Source organism: Clostridium neonatale, from assembly GCF_001458595.1.
Taxonomy (GTDB): Bacteria; Bacillota; Clostridia; order Clostridiales; family Clostridiaceae; genus Clostridium; species Clostridium neonatale.
In genome coordinates, this window is sequence record NZ_LN890326.1 from 212803 (window position 1) to 232389 (window position 19587).

General features: G+C 27.4%; 24 protein-coding genes. 3 read left to right on the forward strand and 21 right to left on the reverse strand.

Going from position 1 to position 19587, the window contains the following annotated elements; genetic code table 11:
• Position 1: 1 nt before the first annotated feature.
• Positions 2–889, reverse strand: coding sequence for a carbohydrate ABC transporter permease (locus BN2920_RS02860; RefSeq protein ID WP_058293528.1), 888 nt, complete (start codon positions 887–889; stop codon positions 2–4).
• Between the two features lie 195 nt (positions 890–1084).
• Here BN2920_RS02860 and BN2920_RS02865 point away from each other — a divergent pair, with 195 nt between their 5' ends.
• Positions 1085–1948 carry an AraC family transcriptional regulator gene (locus BN2920_RS02865; RefSeq protein ID WP_058293529.1) on the forward strand — a complete coding sequence of 288 codons (864 nt, stop codon included), beginning with the start codon at positions 1085–1087 and terminating at the stop codon, positions 1946–1948.
• A gap of 62 nt (positions 1949–2010) precedes the next feature.
• Here the strand turns inward: BN2920_RS02865 and BN2920_RS02870 are convergent, their stop codons facing one another.
• From BN2920_RS02870 to cdaA, 3 genes are all read right to left on the reverse strand, one after another.
• On the reverse strand, positions 2011–3618 hold the full coding sequence (locus BN2920_RS02870; RefSeq protein WP_058293530.1) for an NAD(P)/FAD-dependent oxidoreductase: 1608 nt from the start codon (positions 3616–3618) through the stop codon (positions 2011–2013).
• A 118-nt stretch (positions 3619–3736) separates the two neighbouring features.
• Complete coding sequence (locus BN2920_RS02875) at positions 3737–4954, reverse strand: CdaR family protein (RefSeq protein ID WP_058293531.1); 1218 nt, start codon at positions 4952–4954, stop codon at positions 3737–3739.
• Complete coding sequence (gene cdaA / locus BN2920_RS02880) at positions 4927–5778, reverse strand: diadenylate cyclase CdaA (RefSeq protein ID WP_058293532.1); 852 nt, start codon at positions 5776–5778, stop codon at positions 4927–4929. Before cdaA ends, BN2920_RS02875 begins: the two co-directional genes overlap by 28 nt.
• Positions 5779–5951: 173 nt before the next feature.
• Here cdaA and BN2920_RS02885 point away from each other — a divergent pair, with 173 nt between their 5' ends.
• Positions 5952–6935, forward strand: a complete 984-nt coding sequence (locus BN2920_RS02885; RefSeq protein ID WP_058293533.1) for a hypothetical protein — start codon at positions 5952–5954, stop codon at positions 6933–6935.
• A gap of 131 nt (positions 6936–7066) precedes the next feature.
• Here the strand turns inward: BN2920_RS02885 and BN2920_RS02890 are convergent, their stop codons facing one another.
• The 13 genes from BN2920_RS02890 to BN2920_RS02940 all read right to left on the reverse strand — a co-directional run bounded on the left by BN2920_RS02890 (position 7067) and on the right by BN2920_RS02940 (position 14751).
• A complete protein-coding gene (locus BN2920_RS02890; RefSeq protein ID WP_058293534.1) occupies positions 7067–8239 on the reverse strand; it encodes a tyrosine-type recombinase/integrase in 1173 nt (390 codons plus the stop codon).
• A gap of 146 nt (positions 8240–8385) precedes the next feature.
• On the reverse strand, positions 8386–8898 hold the full coding sequence (locus BN2920_RS02895; protein WP_058293535.1) for a hypothetical protein: 513 nt from the start codon (positions 8896–8898) through the stop codon (positions 8386–8388).
• Positions 8899–8988: 90 nt separating this feature from the next.
• Entirely contained in the window at positions 8989–9168 is a 180-nt protein-coding gene (locus BN2920_RS02900) for a hypothetical protein (protein ID WP_058293536.1), read from the reverse strand.
• A gap of 17 nt (positions 9169–9185) precedes the next feature.
• On the reverse strand, positions 9186–9494 hold the full coding sequence (locus BN2920_RS02905; protein ID WP_058293537.1) for a hypothetical protein: 309 nt from the start codon (positions 9492–9494) through the stop codon (positions 9186–9188).
• A gap of 164 nt (positions 9495–9658) precedes the next feature.
• Positions 9659–9916 carry a hypothetical protein gene (locus tag BN2920_RS02910; protein ID WP_242868290.1) on the reverse strand — a complete coding sequence of 86 codons (258 nt, stop codon included), beginning with the start codon at positions 9914–9916 and terminating at the stop codon, positions 9659–9661.
• An 18-nt stretch (positions 9917–9934) separates the two neighbouring features.
• The gene (locus tag BN2920_RS21180; protein ID WP_157065752.1) at positions 9935–10087 is read right to left on the reverse strand and encodes a hypothetical protein; all 153 of its coding nucleotides are present in this window, start codon (positions 10085–10087) and stop codon (positions 9935–9937) included.
• Between the two features lie 14 nt (positions 10088–10101).
• Positions 10102–10224, reverse strand: a complete 123-nt coding sequence (locus BN2920_RS22240) for a hypothetical protein (protein WP_268258986.1) — start codon at positions 10222–10224, stop codon at positions 10102–10104.
• 158 nt (positions 10225–10382) lie between these two features.
• Positions 10383–10703 carry a hypothetical protein gene (locus tag BN2920_RS02915; RefSeq protein ID WP_058293538.1) on the reverse strand — a complete coding sequence of 107 codons (321 nt, stop codon included), beginning with the start codon at positions 10701–10703 and terminating at the stop codon, positions 10383–10385.
• Positions 10704–10720: 17 nt separating this feature from the next.
• Positions 10721–11143 carry a hypothetical protein gene (locus tag BN2920_RS02920; protein WP_058293539.1) on the reverse strand — a complete coding sequence of 141 codons (423 nt, stop codon included), beginning with the start codon at positions 11141–11143 and terminating at the stop codon, positions 10721–10723.
• 20 nt (positions 11144–11163) lie between these two features.
• Complete coding sequence (locus tag BN2920_RS02925; protein ID WP_058293540.1) at positions 11164–13320, reverse strand: VapE domain-containing protein; 2157 nt, start codon at positions 13318–13320, stop codon at positions 11164–11166.
• Between the two features lie 122 nt (positions 13321–13442).
• Positions 13443–13658 (reverse strand): helix-turn-helix domain-containing protein, encoded by a 216-nt coding sequence (locus BN2920_RS02930; RefSeq protein WP_058293541.1) that lies wholly within the window; start codon positions 13656–13658, stop codon positions 13443–13445.
• 166 nt (positions 13659–13824) lie between these two features.
• The gene (locus tag BN2920_RS02935; RefSeq protein ID WP_058293542.1) at positions 13825–14508 is read right to left on the reverse strand and encodes a Rha family transcriptional regulator; all 684 of its coding nucleotides are present in this window, start codon (positions 14506–14508) and stop codon (positions 13825–13827) included.
• A gap of 42 nt (positions 14509–14550) precedes the next feature.
• Positions 14551–14751, reverse strand: a complete 201-nt coding sequence (locus BN2920_RS02940; RefSeq protein WP_058293543.1) for a helix-turn-helix domain-containing protein — start codon at positions 14749–14751, stop codon at positions 14551–14553.
• A gap of 164 nt (positions 14752–14915) precedes the next feature.
• Between BN2920_RS02940 and BN2920_RS02945 the strand changes: the two genes are divergently transcribed.
• Positions 14916–15485: a helix-turn-helix domain-containing protein gene (locus BN2920_RS02945; protein ID WP_058293544.1), complete on the forward strand. Its 570-nt coding sequence runs from the start codon at positions 14916–14918 to the stop codon at positions 15483–15485.
• Positions 15486–17084: 1599 nt separating this feature from the next.
• Here the strand turns inward: BN2920_RS02945 and BN2920_RS02950 are convergent.
• From BN2920_RS02950 to BN2920_RS02965, 4 genes are all read right to left on the reverse strand, one after another.
• On the reverse strand, positions 17085–17378 hold the full coding sequence (locus BN2920_RS02950; RefSeq protein ID WP_058293545.1) for a hypothetical protein: 294 nt from the start codon (positions 17376–17378) through the stop codon (positions 17085–17087).
• Positions 17379–17430: 52 nt separating this feature from the next.
• Positions 17431–17643 (reverse strand): helix-turn-helix domain-containing protein, encoded by a 213-nt coding sequence (locus BN2920_RS02955; RefSeq protein WP_058293546.1) that lies wholly within the window; start codon positions 17641–17643, stop codon positions 17431–17433.
• A 179-nt stretch (positions 17644–17822) separates the two neighbouring features.
• Complete coding sequence (locus BN2920_RS02960) at positions 17823–18026, reverse strand: hypothetical protein (RefSeq protein ID WP_058293547.1); 204 nt, start codon at positions 18024–18026, stop codon at positions 17823–17825.
• Positions 18027–18227: 201 nt separating this feature from the next.
• Positions 18228–18704, reverse strand: coding sequence for a hypothetical protein (locus tag BN2920_RS02965; protein ID WP_058293548.1), 477 nt, complete (start codon positions 18702–18704; stop codon positions 18228–18230).
• Positions 18705–19587: the final 883 nt, after the last annotated feature.

Genomic DNA, 19587 nt, shown 5'->3' on the forward strand with positions numbered 1-19587 from the left:
CTTAAAACTCTATTATATCTCTTTGTGTTATCTTATTAATAACTAATGATAAGACAAATGAGAATATAAACACTACAACACCAATTGTCATACCATACCCATAAGAAGAATTACTATAAGCCTGCTTGTACATATAGCTTAAAAATACTTCTGAAGATCCATCCGGACCGCCAGAGGTCATTACCTTTACAAATAGAAAGCTCAAATTTATTGTACTTATTACAAAAAAAGTTAAAGTAGTTCTTATTGTATTCCAAACCAATGGTAACGTTATCTTAAAAAATTGCTGTACTGCAGTTGCACCATCTAAGCTTGCTGATTCATATAAACTTATAGAAATTCCACTTATACTCGACATGTACATAACCATATAGTATCCAATAGCTTGCCATATCATAGCAAATGCAATACACCATATTACAACTTTCTGATCACCTAGCCACATTCGAGTTAATGAATTTAGATTTAAAAAATTTAATGTTGAATTTACTATTCCTTGATTAGGATCAAGTATTGCTGAAAAGATTGCTGAAATTACAACTACAGATAAAATATTAGGGAAATAAAAGATTATTCTGAAAAAGTTTTTAAATTTTGTATCTTCTCGTACTAAGATTGCCGCAGATATTATAGCCAGAATCATAGTAACTATTGTTACTATCACTAGTAAAAAAATTGTATTTTGAAATGACTTCAAGAAATTGCTATCTTTCAACAACATCTTAAAATTATCTAATCCAACAAATTTTTTATTATTTACAAGTCCGCCCCATTTGAACATAGACATCCAAAATACATTTATTGTTGGTATAATCATAAATATAATAAACAGTATTACTGCTGGCGCTAAAGATAATCCAATAAAAGTCTTGTTTCCTTTATTCTTCACGTTTTTCCCTCCATTCTTTATATGTTTATGATATTACTTTGTAATCATTTGCACAACAAGATTGTTGTTATATTCTTTAGTTATATTGCTATAATATCATTTTACTTTATTTATCTATATAGTATAATAATTGTATAAAAACCAATAAGTAACACAACGCAATAGTCCTTGAATCTATAAAGTAAGAGGTGTATTATGGGAAATATACGATATTTAATTGATGATAAAAATTTCTCTGATTTTAATTTCGAATTACTCTATATAACTAAGTCAAAGTTTGAAAACGATTGGCATAGCACAGCTCATATTCATCCTTTCATGGAAATATTTTTTATTACAGAAGGAAATGGTGCTTTTCAATTAGAAGATAGTATTGTTAATGTTAAGGAAAATGATTTAATAATAATAAATCCAAATTGTCTTCATACAGAAAAATCAAATTTAAATGATTCCCCTCTTGAATATATCGTTTTAGGAATTGGTAATTTTTCTATCAACTTTTTTAATTTAAATAATACAAAGTTTTCACAATCTGACATTAAAACTTATCATATAATAAATTTTAAAGAAAATAGTTCTAACATACTTAATCAGTTAAATCTAATAATTGATGAAATCAAACTTAAAAATTACAAATATGAAGTTGCTTGTAAAAGTATGCTTTCTCTATTTATATTGAATATATTAAGAACAACTCCCTCAGTGTCAATTCTTCAAAATGAAAAAAAGAACTTGAACTTAGAATGTGCTAAAATAAAGAATTATTTAGATGCACATTATTCAGAAAATATAACTTTAGAAACTTTATCAACTCTCTCATACATGAATAAATTTAGTTTAATACATACATTTACAAAACAAATAGGAATGTCTCCTATTTCTTATTTAATTGAGAAAAGAATTAATGAAGCTAAAAGTCTACTTGAGACTACTAATTATTCGATTAAAGATATAGGCTCAATTGTTGGTTTTTCAAATTCATCATACTTTAGCCAAATGTTTAAAAAACAAACTAATCTTTCTCCTAAACAATATAGATTTCAAAAAAGTTCTTACTAGAAATAAAATTATCTTAGAAAATAAATAAAGCATATATTTTTAGTACATGCTTTATTTATTTTCTAAGATAATTTAGAAATATTAAATTTTTTAATTATATATTCAGCCGATTTCATACCATCAACAGCTGCCGATATTATTCCACCTGCAAATCCAGCGCCTTCCCCTGAAGGATATACTCCTTCTACATTAATACTTTCAAAATATTCATTTCTATTAATTCTAACTGGAGCTGATGTCCTTGTTTCAATTCCTGTTAAAACTGCATCTTCCCTACCATATCCTTTGATTTTTTTATCAAAGTCTACTACTGCTTCTTTTATTGCTTCTACAACATATTCTGGTAAGCATTGTTTTAATTCCTTAAATTCATATCCTCTAGTATAGCTAGGTGTTACTTCTCCTAATTTAGTTGACGGTCTATCCTTAATAAAATCTCCCAATAATTGTATTGGAGCTTTATATTCTCCACCACCTAATTTGAATGCTAAACTTTCATAGTATCTTTGAAATTCCATTCCTCTTAAAGGTGAATTTCCTTCAAAATCGTCTGGGGATACTGTTACTACTAATGCTGAATTCGCATTTTCTAAATCTCTCGCATGATAACTCATTCCATTTGATACTAATCTTCCATCTTCTGATGCTGCTGCAACTACAACTCCACCTGGACACATACAGAATGAATATACAGCCCTCTTTAATTTCTCACTCTGATAAGTTAGTCTATAGTCTGCTGCCCCTAAACGAGGATTATCATAAAAATCACCATATTGACTAATATTTATCATTTTTTGTGGATGTTCAATTCTGACCCCTACAGCAAAAGGCTTAGCTTCCATTTCTATGCCTTCTTTATGTAACATTTCATACGTATCTCTTGAACTATGACCTATTGCAAGAACTAAAGCTTCACAAGGTATATTTTCGCCATTAACAACAACACTATCTAATTTTCCATCAATTATTTGAATTTTTTCTAATCTTGAGTTAAATCTAACCTCACCGCCTAATGACTTAATTTCTTCTCTTATATTTTTTACAACACCTTTTAATAAGTCTGTTCCTACATGGGCCTTACTTTCATATTTTATTTCTTTTGGTGCTCCAGCTTTTATAAACTCATCTAATACAAATGAGCATCTAGGATCTTTTATTCTAGTAGTTAACTTTCCATCTGAAAATGTTCCAGCTCCGCCTTCTCCAAACTGAACATTAGATTCTAAATTAAGTTTTCCAGTCTCCCAAAACTCATCTACTGTCTTAGTTCTATTATCTACATCTTCACCTCTCTCTAATACAATAGGTTTATATCCTTCTCTTGCTAAAACTAAAGCAGCAAAGATTCCTGATGGTCCAAACCCAACAACTATAGGTCTATGATTAAGTTGTTTATTTCCTGGAATTAATTTCTCTAATTCCTTTCTTTCATCTATTTTTATATCTTTGTCATGAAGCTTTGATAATATCTTTTTTTCATTATTGCAAAAAACATCTACACAATATTTAAATTTAATATCATTCTTTTTTCTTGCATCTAAACTTTCTTTTATCAGCTCAATATTCTTAATATTATCTTTTGATATTTTTAGTTTTTTACAGACTTTTCTTTCTAAATCATTAAAATCTTCATCTATATTTAAGTTTAAATTATTTATTCTTATAGCCATATGAATCTTATTCCTTTCTAAAATTATATAATAATTATATTAGAAAAATTATATCATAAAATAACCACAGTATATAAATACTGTGGTTATTTTAATTATTTTTTTATGGTATATAATCCTATACTTTCTTTTTTAGTGTAACTTCTGCATTTTCAACACTTATTACAGTAACACTATCATTATTTGTTTTTACTTCTGGAGTATATGTGAATGTACCCTCTTCTGTAATATCAGCTAGATTCACAGTCACCTGTATATTTTCTGCATTAACTTTATCTAATTGATCTTTTAGCCCATGTAAATTAACTTTTACACCTTCAGTAGAATTTTCTAATATAAATCCTTCAGGTACATTTATATAATTAACATTTCCAACTACTTCCTTGGATACTGGATCTTCTTTTACTACAGTAAATTTTACATCAACCGTATCACTAGCATCCTTTAACGTAATTCCATCAGGAACATTTAATTTCAGTGTAAGTGTATTGGTAGATGTCAAGTTTGATATATCTATATATTCAGTATCTATTTTATCAATAGAATTTAATACATCATCATCTCCACTTATATTAACAGTCGCTTTACTCAATTCACTTTTTTCCAATACATATCCTTCTGGTAATGTTCCTGTTGTCCTTATGTTTATTGGAACAGATTTCCCATTTTTAACCGTTACTATTAATTGGGCATTTGTATTACTTGGTTCTAATCCAGTTACTTCATGTCCTGCTTCGTCTAAAAATTTAATTTCATATGTTTTACTGAAATTTGATTGTATATCTTTTTCTTCTCCTAATAAAACAGCCTTAGATATTTTTTCCACCTGGCTTTTTCCCCCTGAAACCGAAACAGTTCGTGGATTTATGGATTTGCTATTTTCATAAATATGATCTTTATATGATAATTTAACCTCTGAAATAATATCAAAGTTCTTACTTATATATTTCTCTAACATAACTTTAATTCCTAAGAATCCATTATTTTTAATTGTTACATTTTCCGGATATGTTATTATTTGAACCGGAATAGTATTTTCTCCTTCTCTGAGTGCATATGTTTCCATATCAGCTACTATCTTAAAATCATCTTTTTTTACTTTAGACATTTCACTAGAAGGCCCCTCTAGTTTTAAATCGACTGTAAATTGCTGATCATTAACCACAGAAAAATCTGAATTTTTTAAAATATCTGTATTAACTAGTTCTACTGGTACTTTTTTAATTTCATAAGTTCTAACTGGATTTTCAACATTAGAGATGTATAACCATAATCCAAAAGACAGAAGTATACATACAAGTTTAACAATTAGTGTTTGGTTTTTACCTTTATCCACGAACTCACCTTCTCTCTAGCTGTTTTTACAGTTTTATCACTTCTCTTTTCTATTATTTTAGACAATACCATTTTTAATTTTTCTTTATCATATCCTCGTGTCAATTTACCATTAATAGCCAATGAAATAGTTCCTGTTTCTTCTGAAACAATAATAATTAATGCATCTGATACTTCTGACAAACCAATCGCAGCTCTGTGCCTAGTTCCTAGCTTTTTATTTATATTTACATTATTTGTAAGTGGCAGAACACAGCCTGATGCTAGTATTCTATTATTTCTAATAATAGTTGCTCCATCATGTAGTGGTGTATTTACCACAAAAATATTTTCTAAAAGATTTGAGGTTATATTTGCATCAATCAAAGTGCCTGCTCCTATTACCTCATTAAGACCTGTACTTTGCTCTAATACCAATAATGCACCTGTTCTGCTTTCAGATAAATTTTGTACTGCAGTTACAATTTCATTAATTGTTGTATCTACTAACTTTTTATCATTTACATGAGAAATATCATCAAAAGCAGTTCTTCCTAAATGCTCTAATGCTCTCCTAATTTCAGGTTGAAAAATTATAACTATTGATAATACTCCTATAGTTAGTGTTTTATTTAATATAAAATACAACATATCTAACTTAAGTATATAACTAATTGGTATAAGAAATCCTATTAAAACTATGCCTTTTAATAATTGTTCAGCTCTTGTTTCTTTAATCAAAGTATAACCTTTATAAAAAATATATGATACCACTAAAATATCCACTACTGACCAAATTGACATATTAGATAAACTTTTACTAACCATACTTATAATTTCTTGCACTTTGTTCACCTCTTTTCTTTACACTTAAATTATATAACAATTTTTTATTTAATACACTTAAAATAGAATTACTATTTTCTTACTTTTTAATTATTTTTATAATAAATTTAAATTAATATAATATATTTATTATTAAGTATACAAATCTTTATTGTACTAAAGGAGGATATTATATGATTAAATTCAAATACAGAGATATTAAATTTTCTATAATTACTTTGAGCATGTTATTTATTTCTATTATAGTATTAACTTTATCCTTCAAAAATAATGATTTACATAAATTATCTATTGTTTCTCAAGAGATTTGTAATGTAAATAAAGACTTAGGTAGTACCATAAATAATAATGATTTTAATTCTAATGAATCTATAAACATTTTAAAAGAAAATCTAATTAAGCTACAAAAGCTTAATAACTCATTAGAAAATATTAATGTGAAAGATAAGAATATTAACTTAAAAAATCAATTATCATCTTATATAGAATCTAATATCAAGCTTTACGAATCTTCATTATCTATATTAAATATGCAAAATCCAGACAATTTCTCATCTCTTTATAATAATTTACTTAAATCAGAACAAAATATATTAATAAATACAGATAGCTTTAAAAATAGTAGGTTAAATATATCTTTTCCTAAAGAAGCTAATATATTTTTTATAAAACTAAATCAATATGTTAATGATTCATTTAAAAGCACTCGTGAAAAAGATATTGTTTATTCTCAGAAACAAGATTTCTTAATCGAAATCAATTCAATATTATCTGATTTTTCTTATTTGAAAGAAGATTTAAATCCTATTATAAATAATATTAAAGATACCAAAAGAAGCCTATTGATATTAATAAGTGATATAAACACAAAGCGTTCTAAATATCTAGAAATCAGAGAAAAGTCATATTCTATGATTCTTCCTACTGGCACTCAAGAATGTTATGAATCACTAATTGAAATGCTAAATTCTTATGAAATTTATTTAAATAGCATAGAAAGTAGTATAAAGTACGATATAGAGAATTCAAAATTAGATGACAATAAATTAAATACAGTTATTAATAATAATTATAAAGATTCCTTTGATAAATATAATACGTTTTTATCATGCTATGATACTTTAAAAAATAATATAAAAATTTATAAAAAACATTAATGTATATAATTAATACTTATTTAAAAATATATGTAGTAGTATAGCCATTTATAAGGGTTTTTCGTAGCTTGTTGTATCAGTTTTGCCCCTTTTTTGCCCCTTATAACTTTTTTATAGCAAAAAAAGAGGCTTTATTTAGCCTCAATTTCATTAAATAAATTTTCTAATTTTGATACTGTTTTTTCCTTTTCATCTTCCAGTACATGAGTATATGTGTTTAAAGTTATTGATATATTACTATGCCCTAATAATGTTTGTACCTTTTTAGGGCTTTCCCCTAGCTCAAATAATCTAGTTGCATATGTATGCCTTAAGTCATGAAATCTTCTTTCTTCCATTCCATTATTGGCCAATACCTCTTTTAATTTCCCGACTACATGACTAGGCGATAAGTATTGTCCTTTTCTATTGGCAAATACAAGATTGTTATTTTGATATATTCCATTACTTTTTAATATAGTTTCAGCCTGTTTTATCTTATATTTTCTTAATACATTTACTAATGATATTGGAATATTAACTTTTCTGATACTTCCTTTTGTTTTAGGTGTCTGTACTATTGATTTGCTTTCCCCTCTGCCTTCTTCCGATACGCTTTTAATTCTTGATGTAGTTTTGTTTACATCAATGTAACATTCATCAAAATTAATATCGTCCCAGGTAAGGGCTAATATCTCCCCTCTTCTTAATCCACTATATAAAGCAGTTAAAAACAATACTTCATATACATTACCTTTTATAATCTGAATAAATTTCTTCTGCTCTTCTAATGTAAATGGATTAATTCTATCAGCCTTTTCAAGTTTTGTCTTTTCATTTTCCTTTGGCAGCTGAATTGCTCTTGCAAAATTTTTTATTATAATATCATTGTCATATAAGTATCTTATGAATGGATTAATTAATCTATGAACCTGTCTTACTGTATACGGAGTAACACCCTTTTTAATGAGATTATTATAGTATCTTTGGAAATCTGCCACGCATAGATCATTGACTTTTATATCTGACAATTCACATTTCTTAATATGAACCCTATAAATACTCTCATATGTGTTTTTGCTAGTTTCCTTCAATTTTATAAAATGAATATTAAAAAGCCATTCAGTAAAAGCCGTATCAAAATATTCTTTAGTTTGCTTTATATTATTATCTAAATCCCTTGTTATACTTCTTATTTTTTCTTTGAGCCCTTCCACTGTGGGTGAATATATATCCTTAGGCTTTCTTAAATTCTTATGTCTTAATCTGAAGAAGTAATATTCTTTACCGTTTTTTATTTTTTTCTTATAGATTGTCCTGGCCATAATATCACCTACCTAAAAATCTTTTTAAACTTCATCATTCCATCAAATGAAGGTTTCTTTTTTAATTCAACGCATGGCTGCATATACTTGTCCATTAACTTAAAATTCATAACTATTACCTTCTTTCTTTTCCCACCATAAATAATTTATATGCTCCATTCTTCTTTTAACTTATTTAAAAATTGCATACCAGCTCCATCATCTTTTATAATATCCGGATGTAGTTTTGCAGCTGCAGCTCTATAGATTTTCTTTAAATATCCTTTTTCTTCTTCTGTATAATTAGTTGTAGTGTTGCCACTACAAAAGCTATTAAAATATTCCTGGTATTGATATTCTTCTTTGTATCTTCTCTCTGCTTCCTCCTGTTGCTTTTTTCTTTCTAAATCCAATAAGTCATATCTAATATTTGTAAACTTATCATAAACAATATCGTTATAAATATCCTTATCAAACCCCTTTTCTTTACATTTCCTTGTGATAGCTCTGCTTATAGCTTTAAGCATATGAGTATCAATCATATAATCATAAGGTATTGATATTATTAGCTTATCACTACATTTTATTTTGCCTGTTTCTTTATCTCTTTTTCTTTCACATAGATAGAATCTATATACAATATCATCTTTTGTATTATATTTCTTCACTGAACAAAACATATAAATACAACCTCCTTGTAGTGTTATCACTACATTTTTATTAAAATTGAAGAGGTACCCTAATATTATTTGGTAACCTCTCCATCACGCCTATTCTTCTATCTCCCCTATATATCCAATGCACTCATGTTCTTCATTCTGTATGAGATAGCACCATTTAAAATCTTCAATAATTTCTTTTACTGGTACTTTAATTAATGCTCCATAGCAACAATAATAAAATGTACCTCTTGATAATTGCTCTTTTAATTCTTCAATTCTAATATTCATAACAACACCTTCTTAACTTAACTAGAATACCTATTATCAGTGAAATCAAATTCAACAATATTATTTTTATTTGATCCATCCTTTAGTCTTTCTGTAATCAATCTAATCAATTCTAACCTATCACATTCCGGAATTCCAAGTTCACCATTAGCAATAATTCTAATTGTTTCAATTATGGATAATCCATAGGCTATCTGTTGCATTCTTATATCATTTGATATCATTCCTTCTAGTTCTTTTTGAAATGAATTATCACATGCATTTGTTGAATTAAATTTTAAAATATCTTCTGCCATATTCTTTAGTTGGTTATTAACTATCTTCATATTTCTACCTCCAATACAACCATAATCATTTAACTTTATTCATTGCTCTTATATATCCATATATAAGTTGTAGCTTACGATAATCTTGTATACCTTTAATCTGCTCTGTTATTCTTTTCTATATATCTTTTCCTAATTCTATATATAATAAAAACTGTTCCGCTTCATTCATTAAATACATCTTCCTCACTTTCTTTTAAATCTTCTTGATATGCCTTGTCCCATTCTCCAATAATGCCATCTCTTAAACTTTCTAATGCTTCAATATGTTCACATATTCCGTTATATCGCCATAAATATTTATTATGTGTTTTTTTATTAAGCTTATTGTATTTATCTGCCATATCATAAAGATAAGTTAATTTATTTCTTAATCTTTCTTCCATTGATAACTGCTCTTTTAATTCTTGAATATCAATCATGCTACATCATCTCCACTTCTAACATCTATTTTGTAATTTTTTCATAGCTCTTACATAAGCTAATATATATGTCAGCTTATCTTTATCCTGTATATCCTTAATAACATTTACAATCTGAATCTTATGATTATTATCTAGTATTTCACATAAATATTTTTGTGCCTCATTCATTAGTGTATAATCTCCTATCTATTTATAATCTTATATAATTCAATACTTTTACTTATTTGCTTTAATGTTAGATTTTGAACTCTGATTCCTTGATCAATAAGCTCCTGAACAAAATTTCTATACAATTTAGCATTCATAAATATATCCTCCTTTACAGGAGCGAAATTAAAAGCTATAATCATATTGCGAGTATGGTTGTAAGCTTTTAAGTTTGCAGCCCCTTTTTATTATTCCAATGTGCCTAAATTCCACAACATAACTTTGTTGTTCCTTATCAACATTTATCATTATTGAATTAATTCATAAAATCCAGTATATCAATTACTTTGCTTTTTTTACGAAATTTTATTTTTCTGCTTTTATAGTAGTCATATGTTATCTGACGTACATCTTCTATTATTTCGTCCCTAATTTCTCTATATTCTTTTAGTTTTAAACCAAAAATACACATAGATTCTTTAGTAGTAGTTGGATTCAAATAGTGAAACTTAATAATATGTCTATATGTTCTATTCTTTTTTGAATAATAGTCTTTAACTAATTTATCTATTTCACTATTATCACTACCTAGATTAATAATTCCAAACACATCACGCAAATTTCTAATTTCTATCATTCTTACTACCTCATGATCTATGGAATATTATTAATACGTGATTGTATTTGATGTCTCTTTTGTTCTCTGATAGCTCGTTGTATTGCATTATAATAAAAATCAAAAAGTGATGTAGCAAACCTTTCAGCATATTCAGTCAATATTTCAGCAGCATAACAAGCATTACCCAAATGAAAATAAATACTACTACGCTTTATTATTTTTAAATCTTTCAATACCATTAAAACCAAGCCTTTATCATTTAAATCTTTTCTTATAAAATCCATAATATCTCCGTGATCTTGTGCTATAGCTATTAAATCAACTTCTACATATGAATATTTTTTAGTTTTCTTTCTTACTGTTATATATGGTATCATCAATTTTTCACAATATGTGAAATGTGAATTTTCATCATATGGTGAATTATTTATAATTTTATATTTAACATATTTAGCCATCACTTTTTCTCCTTAATTTTCTAAACTTCACTAAACCGTTGTTGCTGCTCCTGTGGCTCTTCATCTTTCAACTCTATTGAGTCATCTTCTTCAATACTAAAATTCATTGGAGGAACACACCACCATTTTTTTGACCCTTTATATCCTTTTACTCTGAATGTTCTATTATCCTTTGGTGGTATTGCACCAAACTTAACTAATGATGTTCTTGTTTCAGCATTCATCTTGAGATCTAGCTCATTACATATATCAGATAATGTTTTATATATCCAATATTCTTGAGGTGCTGACCAATTATACATATCCATTATTTTAATATCTGATTCTGTCTTTGCTTCAAAATTAGAGTTTATTATATATAGCTCCTTTTCTTCTTCCTTGCTTAGCCAATGGGGTTCTTTATTATCTCTTAATAAATGCATTACTTCGCCCCATAACTGATTGATATCAATATTATGATTAACTATCATTGACTCAACTTGTATACACCAATAACGTCTATTCCCTGTATTATCCTCTAAAAACTCTTCATTGTTAATTGTCGCGTAAAATGATGTAGTACGTGGGTATTCTTCTAAATTTACTCCATATGGTCGCCTATATCGGTCTTTTGTTCTTGTAAAAAACATCTTCAGCATATCAACTGTATCTTTTTTTAAACTGGTTTTTAGTTCTCCCAGTTCTACAATCAAAGCTGATGTAACGTCGACAACATCATCAACTTTTTTCGGATTAATAAATTTATCTGTATCAATCCAATGTAAATTAGGTAATAATGTTTTTATCCACCGTGTTTTTCCTATACCTTGCTTACCTTGAATTACAAGTACACCATTTGTATTTTGTGTACCATCATTAAACGCTATATTCGTAGTACCAATCAGCCATTTTCTTAATAATAATTCTTTGAAACTATCGTTATAACTATCCGGAGTAATTATTGTATCAGCAAGCTCTTTTATATATCCTTCTTTGTGATTCCAATTTTTGTAGCATTCTTCAAAATACTCTTTGGCCGGATTATATGAATTTTCTTGAGATACTCTAAATATAAAACTTTGAATGTCTTTTCTTGATATAGAAGTAAAGTACTTATTCAAACATAATTGATACAAATCTTCAAAACAGGCTTCGCTTTTATCCGATAATGAAAACATATCGCCTTTAAATTCAACCTTTTTTGATAATTCATTATACTTAATGGATATATTGTTAAGTTCACATATACGTTTGAAATTTCCCCATACCTTTTTTGGCGTTCCTTTGCTATTAACATATTTGAAATTCTTATTTTTTATATAATCCCATTTATCGCTAAGTGCTGCTTTAAAATGCTCTAATGTTTTACCACTTTGAAACCAATCAGTAATATCTTTATTGTCCCCTAGCTCCTTCAAGCCTTTTGGATAAATAACATTAAATTCTTTTACATAATCTTTCATTTTGTAGAATAAATCATCTTTGTATTTTTCCCCGGCCTCTCCGGTATCCGGAATTATATAAACAATTGAATCTTGAAATATACTATAATTAAAATCAGTAACCCCTTTGAATGATGTTGCTATATATCTCATGTATCGGAGTGTTTCACAGTCTTTTTCTCCTTCACATATAAATATAGCTTTATCTTTTTTTAATCCTTCTAATAGCCTATAATAGTTATATGGTAATTCTTTGTTTGGACCACGTCCTGGAACGATTTTATTATTTTTGTTAATGTGTAAATATCTGCTTTCACTAACATTTTTACTATTTTTGAACTTGATTTTAAAATATACAGGATTGTTTTGCTGATCCACAAATATATATGTTTTTATATAGTTTAATAATTTCCCGTCATTGTCTTTAAATCCAATATTTTTAACAGATAGCTCTACCTTATCCAATAAGGATAAATAAGTTCTGTATTCCTTGCTTACTTCTAAATTTAAGTATTTACAAGCCTCATTATATGTCATATGCTTATATTCTTTTATAAAATCAATAATATCACCCTTACGGCCACAACCGTAACAATAATATCTCCATTTATCATTGTATTTCTTTACTGAAAAGGACGCCGTTTTTTCATTATGAAACGGGCAGCATATTGAATTATTTCTATTAAATTTTTGACCTGTTTCAGATTCAATTAAATCTTTTAAATTGATATTTGATATTTCTTCTTTTGAACTCAAATTCTCACCTACTTTAACTAAGGTTTAATATACTCAAACCTTCCAGTAATATAGGTTTGTTGCATTTTCTGCATAAATATATATTATTGGTCATTAATTTCACATACATATGATCCCTCGCTTTATCTTTTATTTGTCATATTATCTATCCACTCCTGGAGCTTATCGGCATTAATGAACCATCTGACTCCAATTCTAAAAGCCGGAAAAGTATCATCATTTGCTAAAATATCATATATCGTATTTTTGCTAAATCCAAGAATCTCCCTTGCCTCTTCCGGTGTTAATATCAATTTCTTTAATTCTTCCTTTACTTCTTCTCTTGCTATTTCTGACATATAGCTTTCTCCTTTCAATTTTTTATTTATATCGTTGTAATGCATCTCATACCGAGTGTGATTTTTTATGCCTTTAACTCTGAATTGTCATAATTAGAATTTTATAGATGTGAGATTTTAGATAAATTATTAGGTTTTCGTCATTTTTGACAATATTAATTGATTTTCATATTTGTTTTATAAGTTCCTTACAATCTTGATAGATATTTTTATATTCAATCCCTTGTGATATCTTATATAAAATACAATTTCCTATGATCTGCTCTATTCTTTGAAGCTCATCCAAAGTTTTGGGAGCTAATAAATTTCTATCTGATATATTCAGTTTTCCATTAATCATTTTAGTAAATATCGTATAGTATCTATTGGAATGTTTACTCCCATGTTCTCTAGCATAATCAATAAATGTCTTTAATATATCGGTAAAGCTCTTTCTTACTTCCTTTGCTTCTGCCCTCATATGCTGCCAATAAGAAGTATGAGTTTCCATCAATACATTCTTCATATCATAGAACTGTTTTACTAGATTTAATTTGAACTCTCTTACAACATCATTATTTTCTAGTAATGTTATTAGATAAGTCGCTTGTGGTTCATTAAGTAAATATATTTTTGTCTTTCTTCCTTTTACTTCTGTTTTATTTACGGATGTGGTATCCATAAAACAATTATTTCCATCTGATGATTTTAGATCAATATTACAATATCCAATCTCACCAAAGATTTTAAAATCCTCTTCAAAATCCCTAATCTTTCGAGTTATACTATGATGTTCATAGCCTGTCCCTTCTGCAATAATTAGACTATTTGTAAATACATCATCATTTTTAACCATTACTAAGCTATCCACAATAACACCTCCCTCATTCATACTCAATCATTATTATCCAAATTATTCTTCATCATCTGAGAAGAATAGCTCCGGCACTGTTGTATCAAGTGCTTTTGCTAATTTTCTTAATACTGCTACTGGTGTATTTTCTATTCCATTTCTTTCAATATTAGAAATAGTTACTCTGCCAACTCCTGATTTTTGGGAAAGTTTTTCTTGAGTCAAATTTTTTTTCACTCTTTTTAATTTTAGAGCCAACATGTTTATATACACTTCCTTTTTAAAGTTTATCTTCGTTTTTGTTCAGAGTATTGAACATTTACGCACTTTTATATTACACCTGCTTTTGTATTTATGCAATACTTTTTTTAATATTTATTGTATTTTTGTTCAATGCACTGTACAATTAGTATAGAGGTGATGACATGATACGATGTAATTTATCCGTGCTTTTAGCTGAACGAAATTTGAAAATATCAAAAGTATCAGAAGAAACAAAATTATCAAGGACAACATTAACAGCCCTTGTAAGTAATGTAAGCAAAGGAATTCAATTTGATACCATTAATACATTATGCTGCTATTTAAAAGTAACGCCTGAAAAATTAATCTCATATATTCCTGTAGATATAATAATTACTCGAGCCAATCTAAATGGAGAGATATTACAGATAGATTTAGATATTATAAAAAATATGAAGACTTACAAGTGCGAATTAACAGGCTATTGCTACACTTCATATAATGATGATAATGAAATAAAATCTTTAGATATAGAAATTCTACTTTATGATGATGAATCGAATTCCGACGATGAAGAACTAATCGAAAACAATAAAGTACTAATAAACACTTTTACTAAACTTCCAGTGCCTTTTAGAAATGATATACGAAAAGAAATTCTAAAATATATGGGACGTACTTTTAGATGGGCATTAGCAGAAGATTGCACTATGCACTTTACTTGGGACAATAAATTAATTGATGTTGAATAATCAATCATGCACCAATAATATATAGATAAAAAATTCTGCGATATATTAGAACTTGAATTTTATAAATTAAATAAATAACTGCAGTTCCATGATCCTTTACCTATGTAAGGGATTTTTTCTTTGCCATTACAGATAGGAAATCACACTTTGAATCAGATTCATACTATTTCAGTAATTTAGAATTGACTTTTAGATGTATTTTAATGAATTTTTAACCCAAAAACATAAGTTTTTTTGTTTTTTTGATGTAAAAACACTAAAAATTCATTAAAATTTGCACAAAAAACATAAAAAATGATAGCCAATAAGGATAAAATTATATAGGTTTTAGGCTGATATTATCCAGTTTTTAGGATTTCAGTGCATTTTGTGTCCCTACTTTGTGACCCTACATAAAACACTTAAAAGCCCTATATTTTGAGGGTTTGAGAGGTTGTGACCGTGACCTTAAAAAATTTTTTCTACGAGCGTATATATGTATATATACTATACTACCTATTATATTAAATATTATTATTATATATATAAAATAACAAGGTCACATATATAGCCTAAAACCTTATGTAATGGGAGTTTAAGGGTGTGACCTTACAAGTCCACATAAATACACAAAAGTCACATTTATAAAATATATACTAATATATTTATTTTATTATATATATAGTAACAAGGTAACATATATAGATATAAGTCTTATATATTGAGGGTTTAGAGGGGTGACCTTATAAAGCAACATTAAGGTTACAAGGTGACATTTATAAAATATATTAGGTTTAGGAGCCAACCAAAATTTTTTGGAGGGGTTACAAAGTAACATTTTATAAATTACGGATTTTAGATCATGATATTCTTTTCCCTTTACTGGCATTTGTAAGAAGAAGGTTTTATATTTCCAATAGCTTTAAAATGCTCTCACAATGATTTTAGAGTCAATGTAATTAAACATACGTTGAATTATTTAAATCTTCTCTATGGCTTTAATTTCAAAGCAGAATAAAGGAATAAAACATATATTCTTCATCATAAAGAAAAATATTCTTGCTGCATAAAAATAAGAGTATCTACTTTTTAGTAAATACCCTTTTAAATATAGATCATTAAGCTATTTTATATATTGGTTTCATGAAGAAGTTAATTTATAAAACTTATGCTGCAGCATATTAATAATTCCAATCGCTTGGAGATTTGGTCAAAATTTAATCCAGGTAAGAATAATTTACCGAGCTTATTTTATGTTAGTCCGAAAAACGGACTATGTTGTTCTAATGTAGGAATTTCATACTTTTACTATATTCACAAATTCATATATGAATAGCACTAGGAATATAATAAAACCCACTAAGATAATACCTAGTGGGTAAATTATGTCTCATCCATTTGAGCATTGTTAAACACAAGAGGCTTGATGAGCTCTTTAAATAATTTCTATTGGCTTGCACGGTTCGCACTGTTAGTAGGCGCTACAAACTCTGTTAATATTATATTATTCATTTTTACAACTTTTGTACATATATTTTGTGATCTAATAATATTTATTAGACACATTTTTAGTCACTTTTTCTTCTTTAATCTCTTTTTTGCTACTTATAGCTAATTATTTCAACTCACACTATGTTCGATTATTCTTTTCACTGCTCCAGTTGGTTTTATTCCATTATCTATAATATATTTTATATAAAGCCCCTGAATTTCTTCCATAGAATAATACTGTTTCTTTTCTATACATGGATTGTTGCAACATTTTCTGAATATTTGCCCCCAATCTTCATAATAAAACGGTATTGATTCATAGGCTAATTTATCAAATATAGATCTTTTTAATTTCCTCTTATTCTTAGCACTGCATAATTCTATTCCTAAATCCTTGAATGGTATTATTGGACTCCATTCCATTTTAATCCCTCCAATATACTAATTATACTTTATTAATTGTTAATTTTTCGGCTTACTCTTCTTTAATTTCAGTATTATTAAGTAACTCTATTGGATCCACTTCCAGGATATCAATCATTCTTTTTAGAGTTTCTAATCTTATATTTTGATAATTGCCCTTTTCATAATTGCAGTATGTATTTTTGTTTAATTTTAATTGTTTGGCCACTTCTTCTATAGTTAAATCTTTTTTTACTCGTGCTACCTTTAATATTTTAGTATCCATCAATTTATCACCTCTATGATATTGTATCATATTTGTTACTATATTTTAATATAAATTATATATTATAACTACTATTATTCTATTTTAAGGTATGTTGATTACTCAAAATTATTTCGAGAAATACGCATTTCCCGAAATTTTTATTAATTTAGAGTATATTTATTACCTATATTTAATATTTATTTGTTATAATTTGCAATTATTCTATTCGCTTCTTCCTCTGAAATATGTTCAAATCCATCTTCAAGTCCTATTATAGCTTCTATGGCATTATTATTTACTTTCCATGTTCTTCTTTGAGATGTCCAATCTTCCGTTACTCCGTCTCTATATCTAACTAAATAATTTCTATTACCAGGTAAAGTTGGTAATGTGGTTTCCATCACATTTTCCCATAATATGACCTCTATATCTAATATAAAAACAACTCTTCACAATTAGATTACTTTTTCCTATAGCATTGAATAATATTGAACTTTCTAAAAGCCTATACCAATATAGAAAACAAAGGGAATACAGATAAAGTTGCAAAAACTATCTATATTCCCAAAAAGCTTTGTAGGTTATATGTTATAGAATTTATTTTAAAATCCCTTGCATATCCATTTGCTTTGTGTTCCTGTTCGTTCTTTGTAATAAGAACATCTAGTACATTTACTTCCAGTCACATAAGTACGAACTTGTTCATAATCATGACCATTTGAATATTCATGTTTACAGTTTCTTGATTTACCAGAATAGTGCCAATTACCATAAGTTGGTGAAACATTAACTAATCTACCACCACATGCACAATCGGCAGATCTTGTTTTGCTATTTTCATGTTCTGAAAAAGGTATTCCACAACTGCATATAACACCATATTCTTCATCATATGTTATATCATCTTCAAAATATAGTCCATCAGCTTCTTCTGATGTTATTTCGTGGCAATCATCAGAAATATTGAATTGAACGGCGTCATTTGTAGTCACATCATCAGAAGCAATAGCTGGAAGCATAAAACTACTTATTATTCCTGTCATAGTTAATAGACATGCAATTAATTTTTTCTTATGCATTTTTTTCCCACCTTTTAATATGTTTTTTTAATTGTAATACGTATTACTAATTATAGTATATAACATTATATTTGATAAATTTGACAAAAAATGAAATGTAAGCAGTATTAATTATTTTCATTATTTTTTTTAATTCTACATATAATTTATAAAATGTATAAATGTGTAAACTTTTATATGCTAAATAAGTTAATGTTCCAAAAATATAAATTAAAAGGGTGGGGCAACTAAATTAAATAGTTTTAATCAAATCTTATTAGTTCTATATATTGTGAATATATCTTAAGTAAACTTTAAAATTAAATAAACAAAAGCATTACCTTTGAATGGAGTACTCCGTATTTTCTTTTGGAGTACTCCAAATAAAAAAAGTGTGCAAAAAAATCTTAGTGTTTCTTAGTGTACAGCATTATAACGTTTCAGACAAAAAAAATTATCTAATTCCTTTAAAATTGGCCTTGATATAAATTGATAGTTAAATGAACGCTTCAAAAAAGTTAGGGTTTGTTATGGTGCAACGTTCGGAAAAATACTAGCATTTTATACGGAACGTTCTTATAGAGCACTACATAAATATACTGCTCCAAAGCCAGTAATAGACAGGTATTTCAATGTAGTACTTTTTTATTTGTTCGTTTTGTAAATTTAATGGAACGTTCCATATTTATCTTAGCAAATCCTAGCATTTTAAACGAACGTTACTTTTAAGAAGCTCCGATTTGAGAGTGTTTACAATGTTGTACAACATATTCGTGTTGTTTTGTAAATTTTAATAAAGTACTCCATATCTTTCATGATCTAATTCAAATTTCTTTTTTAGGGTTGCCGAAATTGCCGAAATATTATTTGATATATTTGTTATAAGGTTGTAAGATTTCTGACA

Coding starts and splice junctions, on each gene's coding strand:
- BN2920_RS02865 (WP_058293529.1), top strand. CDS start 1,085: ATGGGAAATATACGATATTTAATTGATGATAAAAATTTCTCTGATTTT.
- BN2920_RS02870 (WP_058293530.1), bottom strand. CDS start 3,618: ATGGCTATAAGAATAAATAATTTAAACTTAAATATAGATGAAGATTTT.
- BN2920_RS02885 (WP_058293533.1), top strand. CDS start 5,952: ATGATTAAATTCAAATACAGAGATATTAAATTTTCTATAATTACTTTG.
- BN2920_RS02890 (WP_058293534.1), bottom strand. CDS start 8,239: ATGGCCAGGACAATCTATAAGAAAAAAATAAAAAACGGTAAAGAATAT.
- BN2920_RS02895 (WP_058293535.1), bottom strand. CDS start 8,898: ATGTTTTGTTCAGTGAAGAAATATAATACAAAAGATGATATTGTATAT.
- BN2920_RS02900 (WP_058293536.1), bottom strand. CDS start 9,168: ATGAATATTAGAATTGAAGAATTAAAAGAGCAATTATCAAGAGGTACA.
- BN2920_RS02905 (WP_058293537.1), bottom strand. CDS start 9,494: ATGAAGATAGTTAATAACCAACTAAAGAATATGGCAGAAGATATTTTA.
- BN2920_RS02910 (WP_242868290.1), bottom strand. CDS start 9,916: ATGATTGATATTCAAGAATTAAAAGAGCAGTTATCAATGGAAGAAAGA.
- BN2920_RS21180 (WP_157065752.1), bottom strand. CDS start 10,087: ATGAATGAGGCACAAAAATATTTATGTGAAATACTAGATAATAATCAT.
- BN2920_RS22240 (WP_268258986.1), bottom strand. CDS start 10,224: ATGAATGCTAAATTGTATAGAAATTTTGTTCAGGAGCTTATTGATCAA.
- BN2920_RS02915 (WP_058293538.1), bottom strand. CDS start 10,703: ATGATAGAAATTAGAAATTTGCGTGATGTGTTTGGAATTATTAATCTA.
- BN2920_RS02920 (WP_058293539.1), bottom strand. CDS start 11,143: ATGGCTAAATATGTTAAATATAAAATTATAAATAATTCACCATATGAT.
- BN2920_RS02930 (WP_058293541.1), bottom strand. CDS start 13,658: ATGTCAGAAATAGCAAGAGAAGAAGTAAAGGAAGAATTAAAGAAATTG.
- BN2920_RS02940 (WP_058293543.1), bottom strand. CDS start 14,751: ATGTTGGCTCTAAAATTAAAAAGAGTGAAAAAAAATTTGACTCAAGAA.
- BN2920_RS02945 (WP_058293544.1), top strand. CDS start 14,916: ATGATACGATGTAATTTATCCGTGCTTTTAGCTGAACGAAATTTGAAA.
- BN2920_RS02950 (WP_058293545.1), bottom strand. CDS start 17,378: ATGGAATGGAGTCCAATAATACCATTCAAGGATTTAGGAATAGAATTA.
- BN2920_RS02955 (WP_058293546.1), bottom strand. CDS start 17,643: ATGGATACTAAAATATTAAAGGTAGCACGAGTAAAAAAAGATTTAACT.
- BN2920_RS02960 (WP_058293547.1), bottom strand. CDS start 18,026: ATGGAAACCACATTACCAACTTTACCTGGTAATAGAAATTATTTAGTT.
- BN2920_RS02965 (WP_058293548.1), bottom strand. CDS start 18,704: ATGCATAAGAAAAAATTAATTGCATGTCTATTAACTATGACAGGAATA.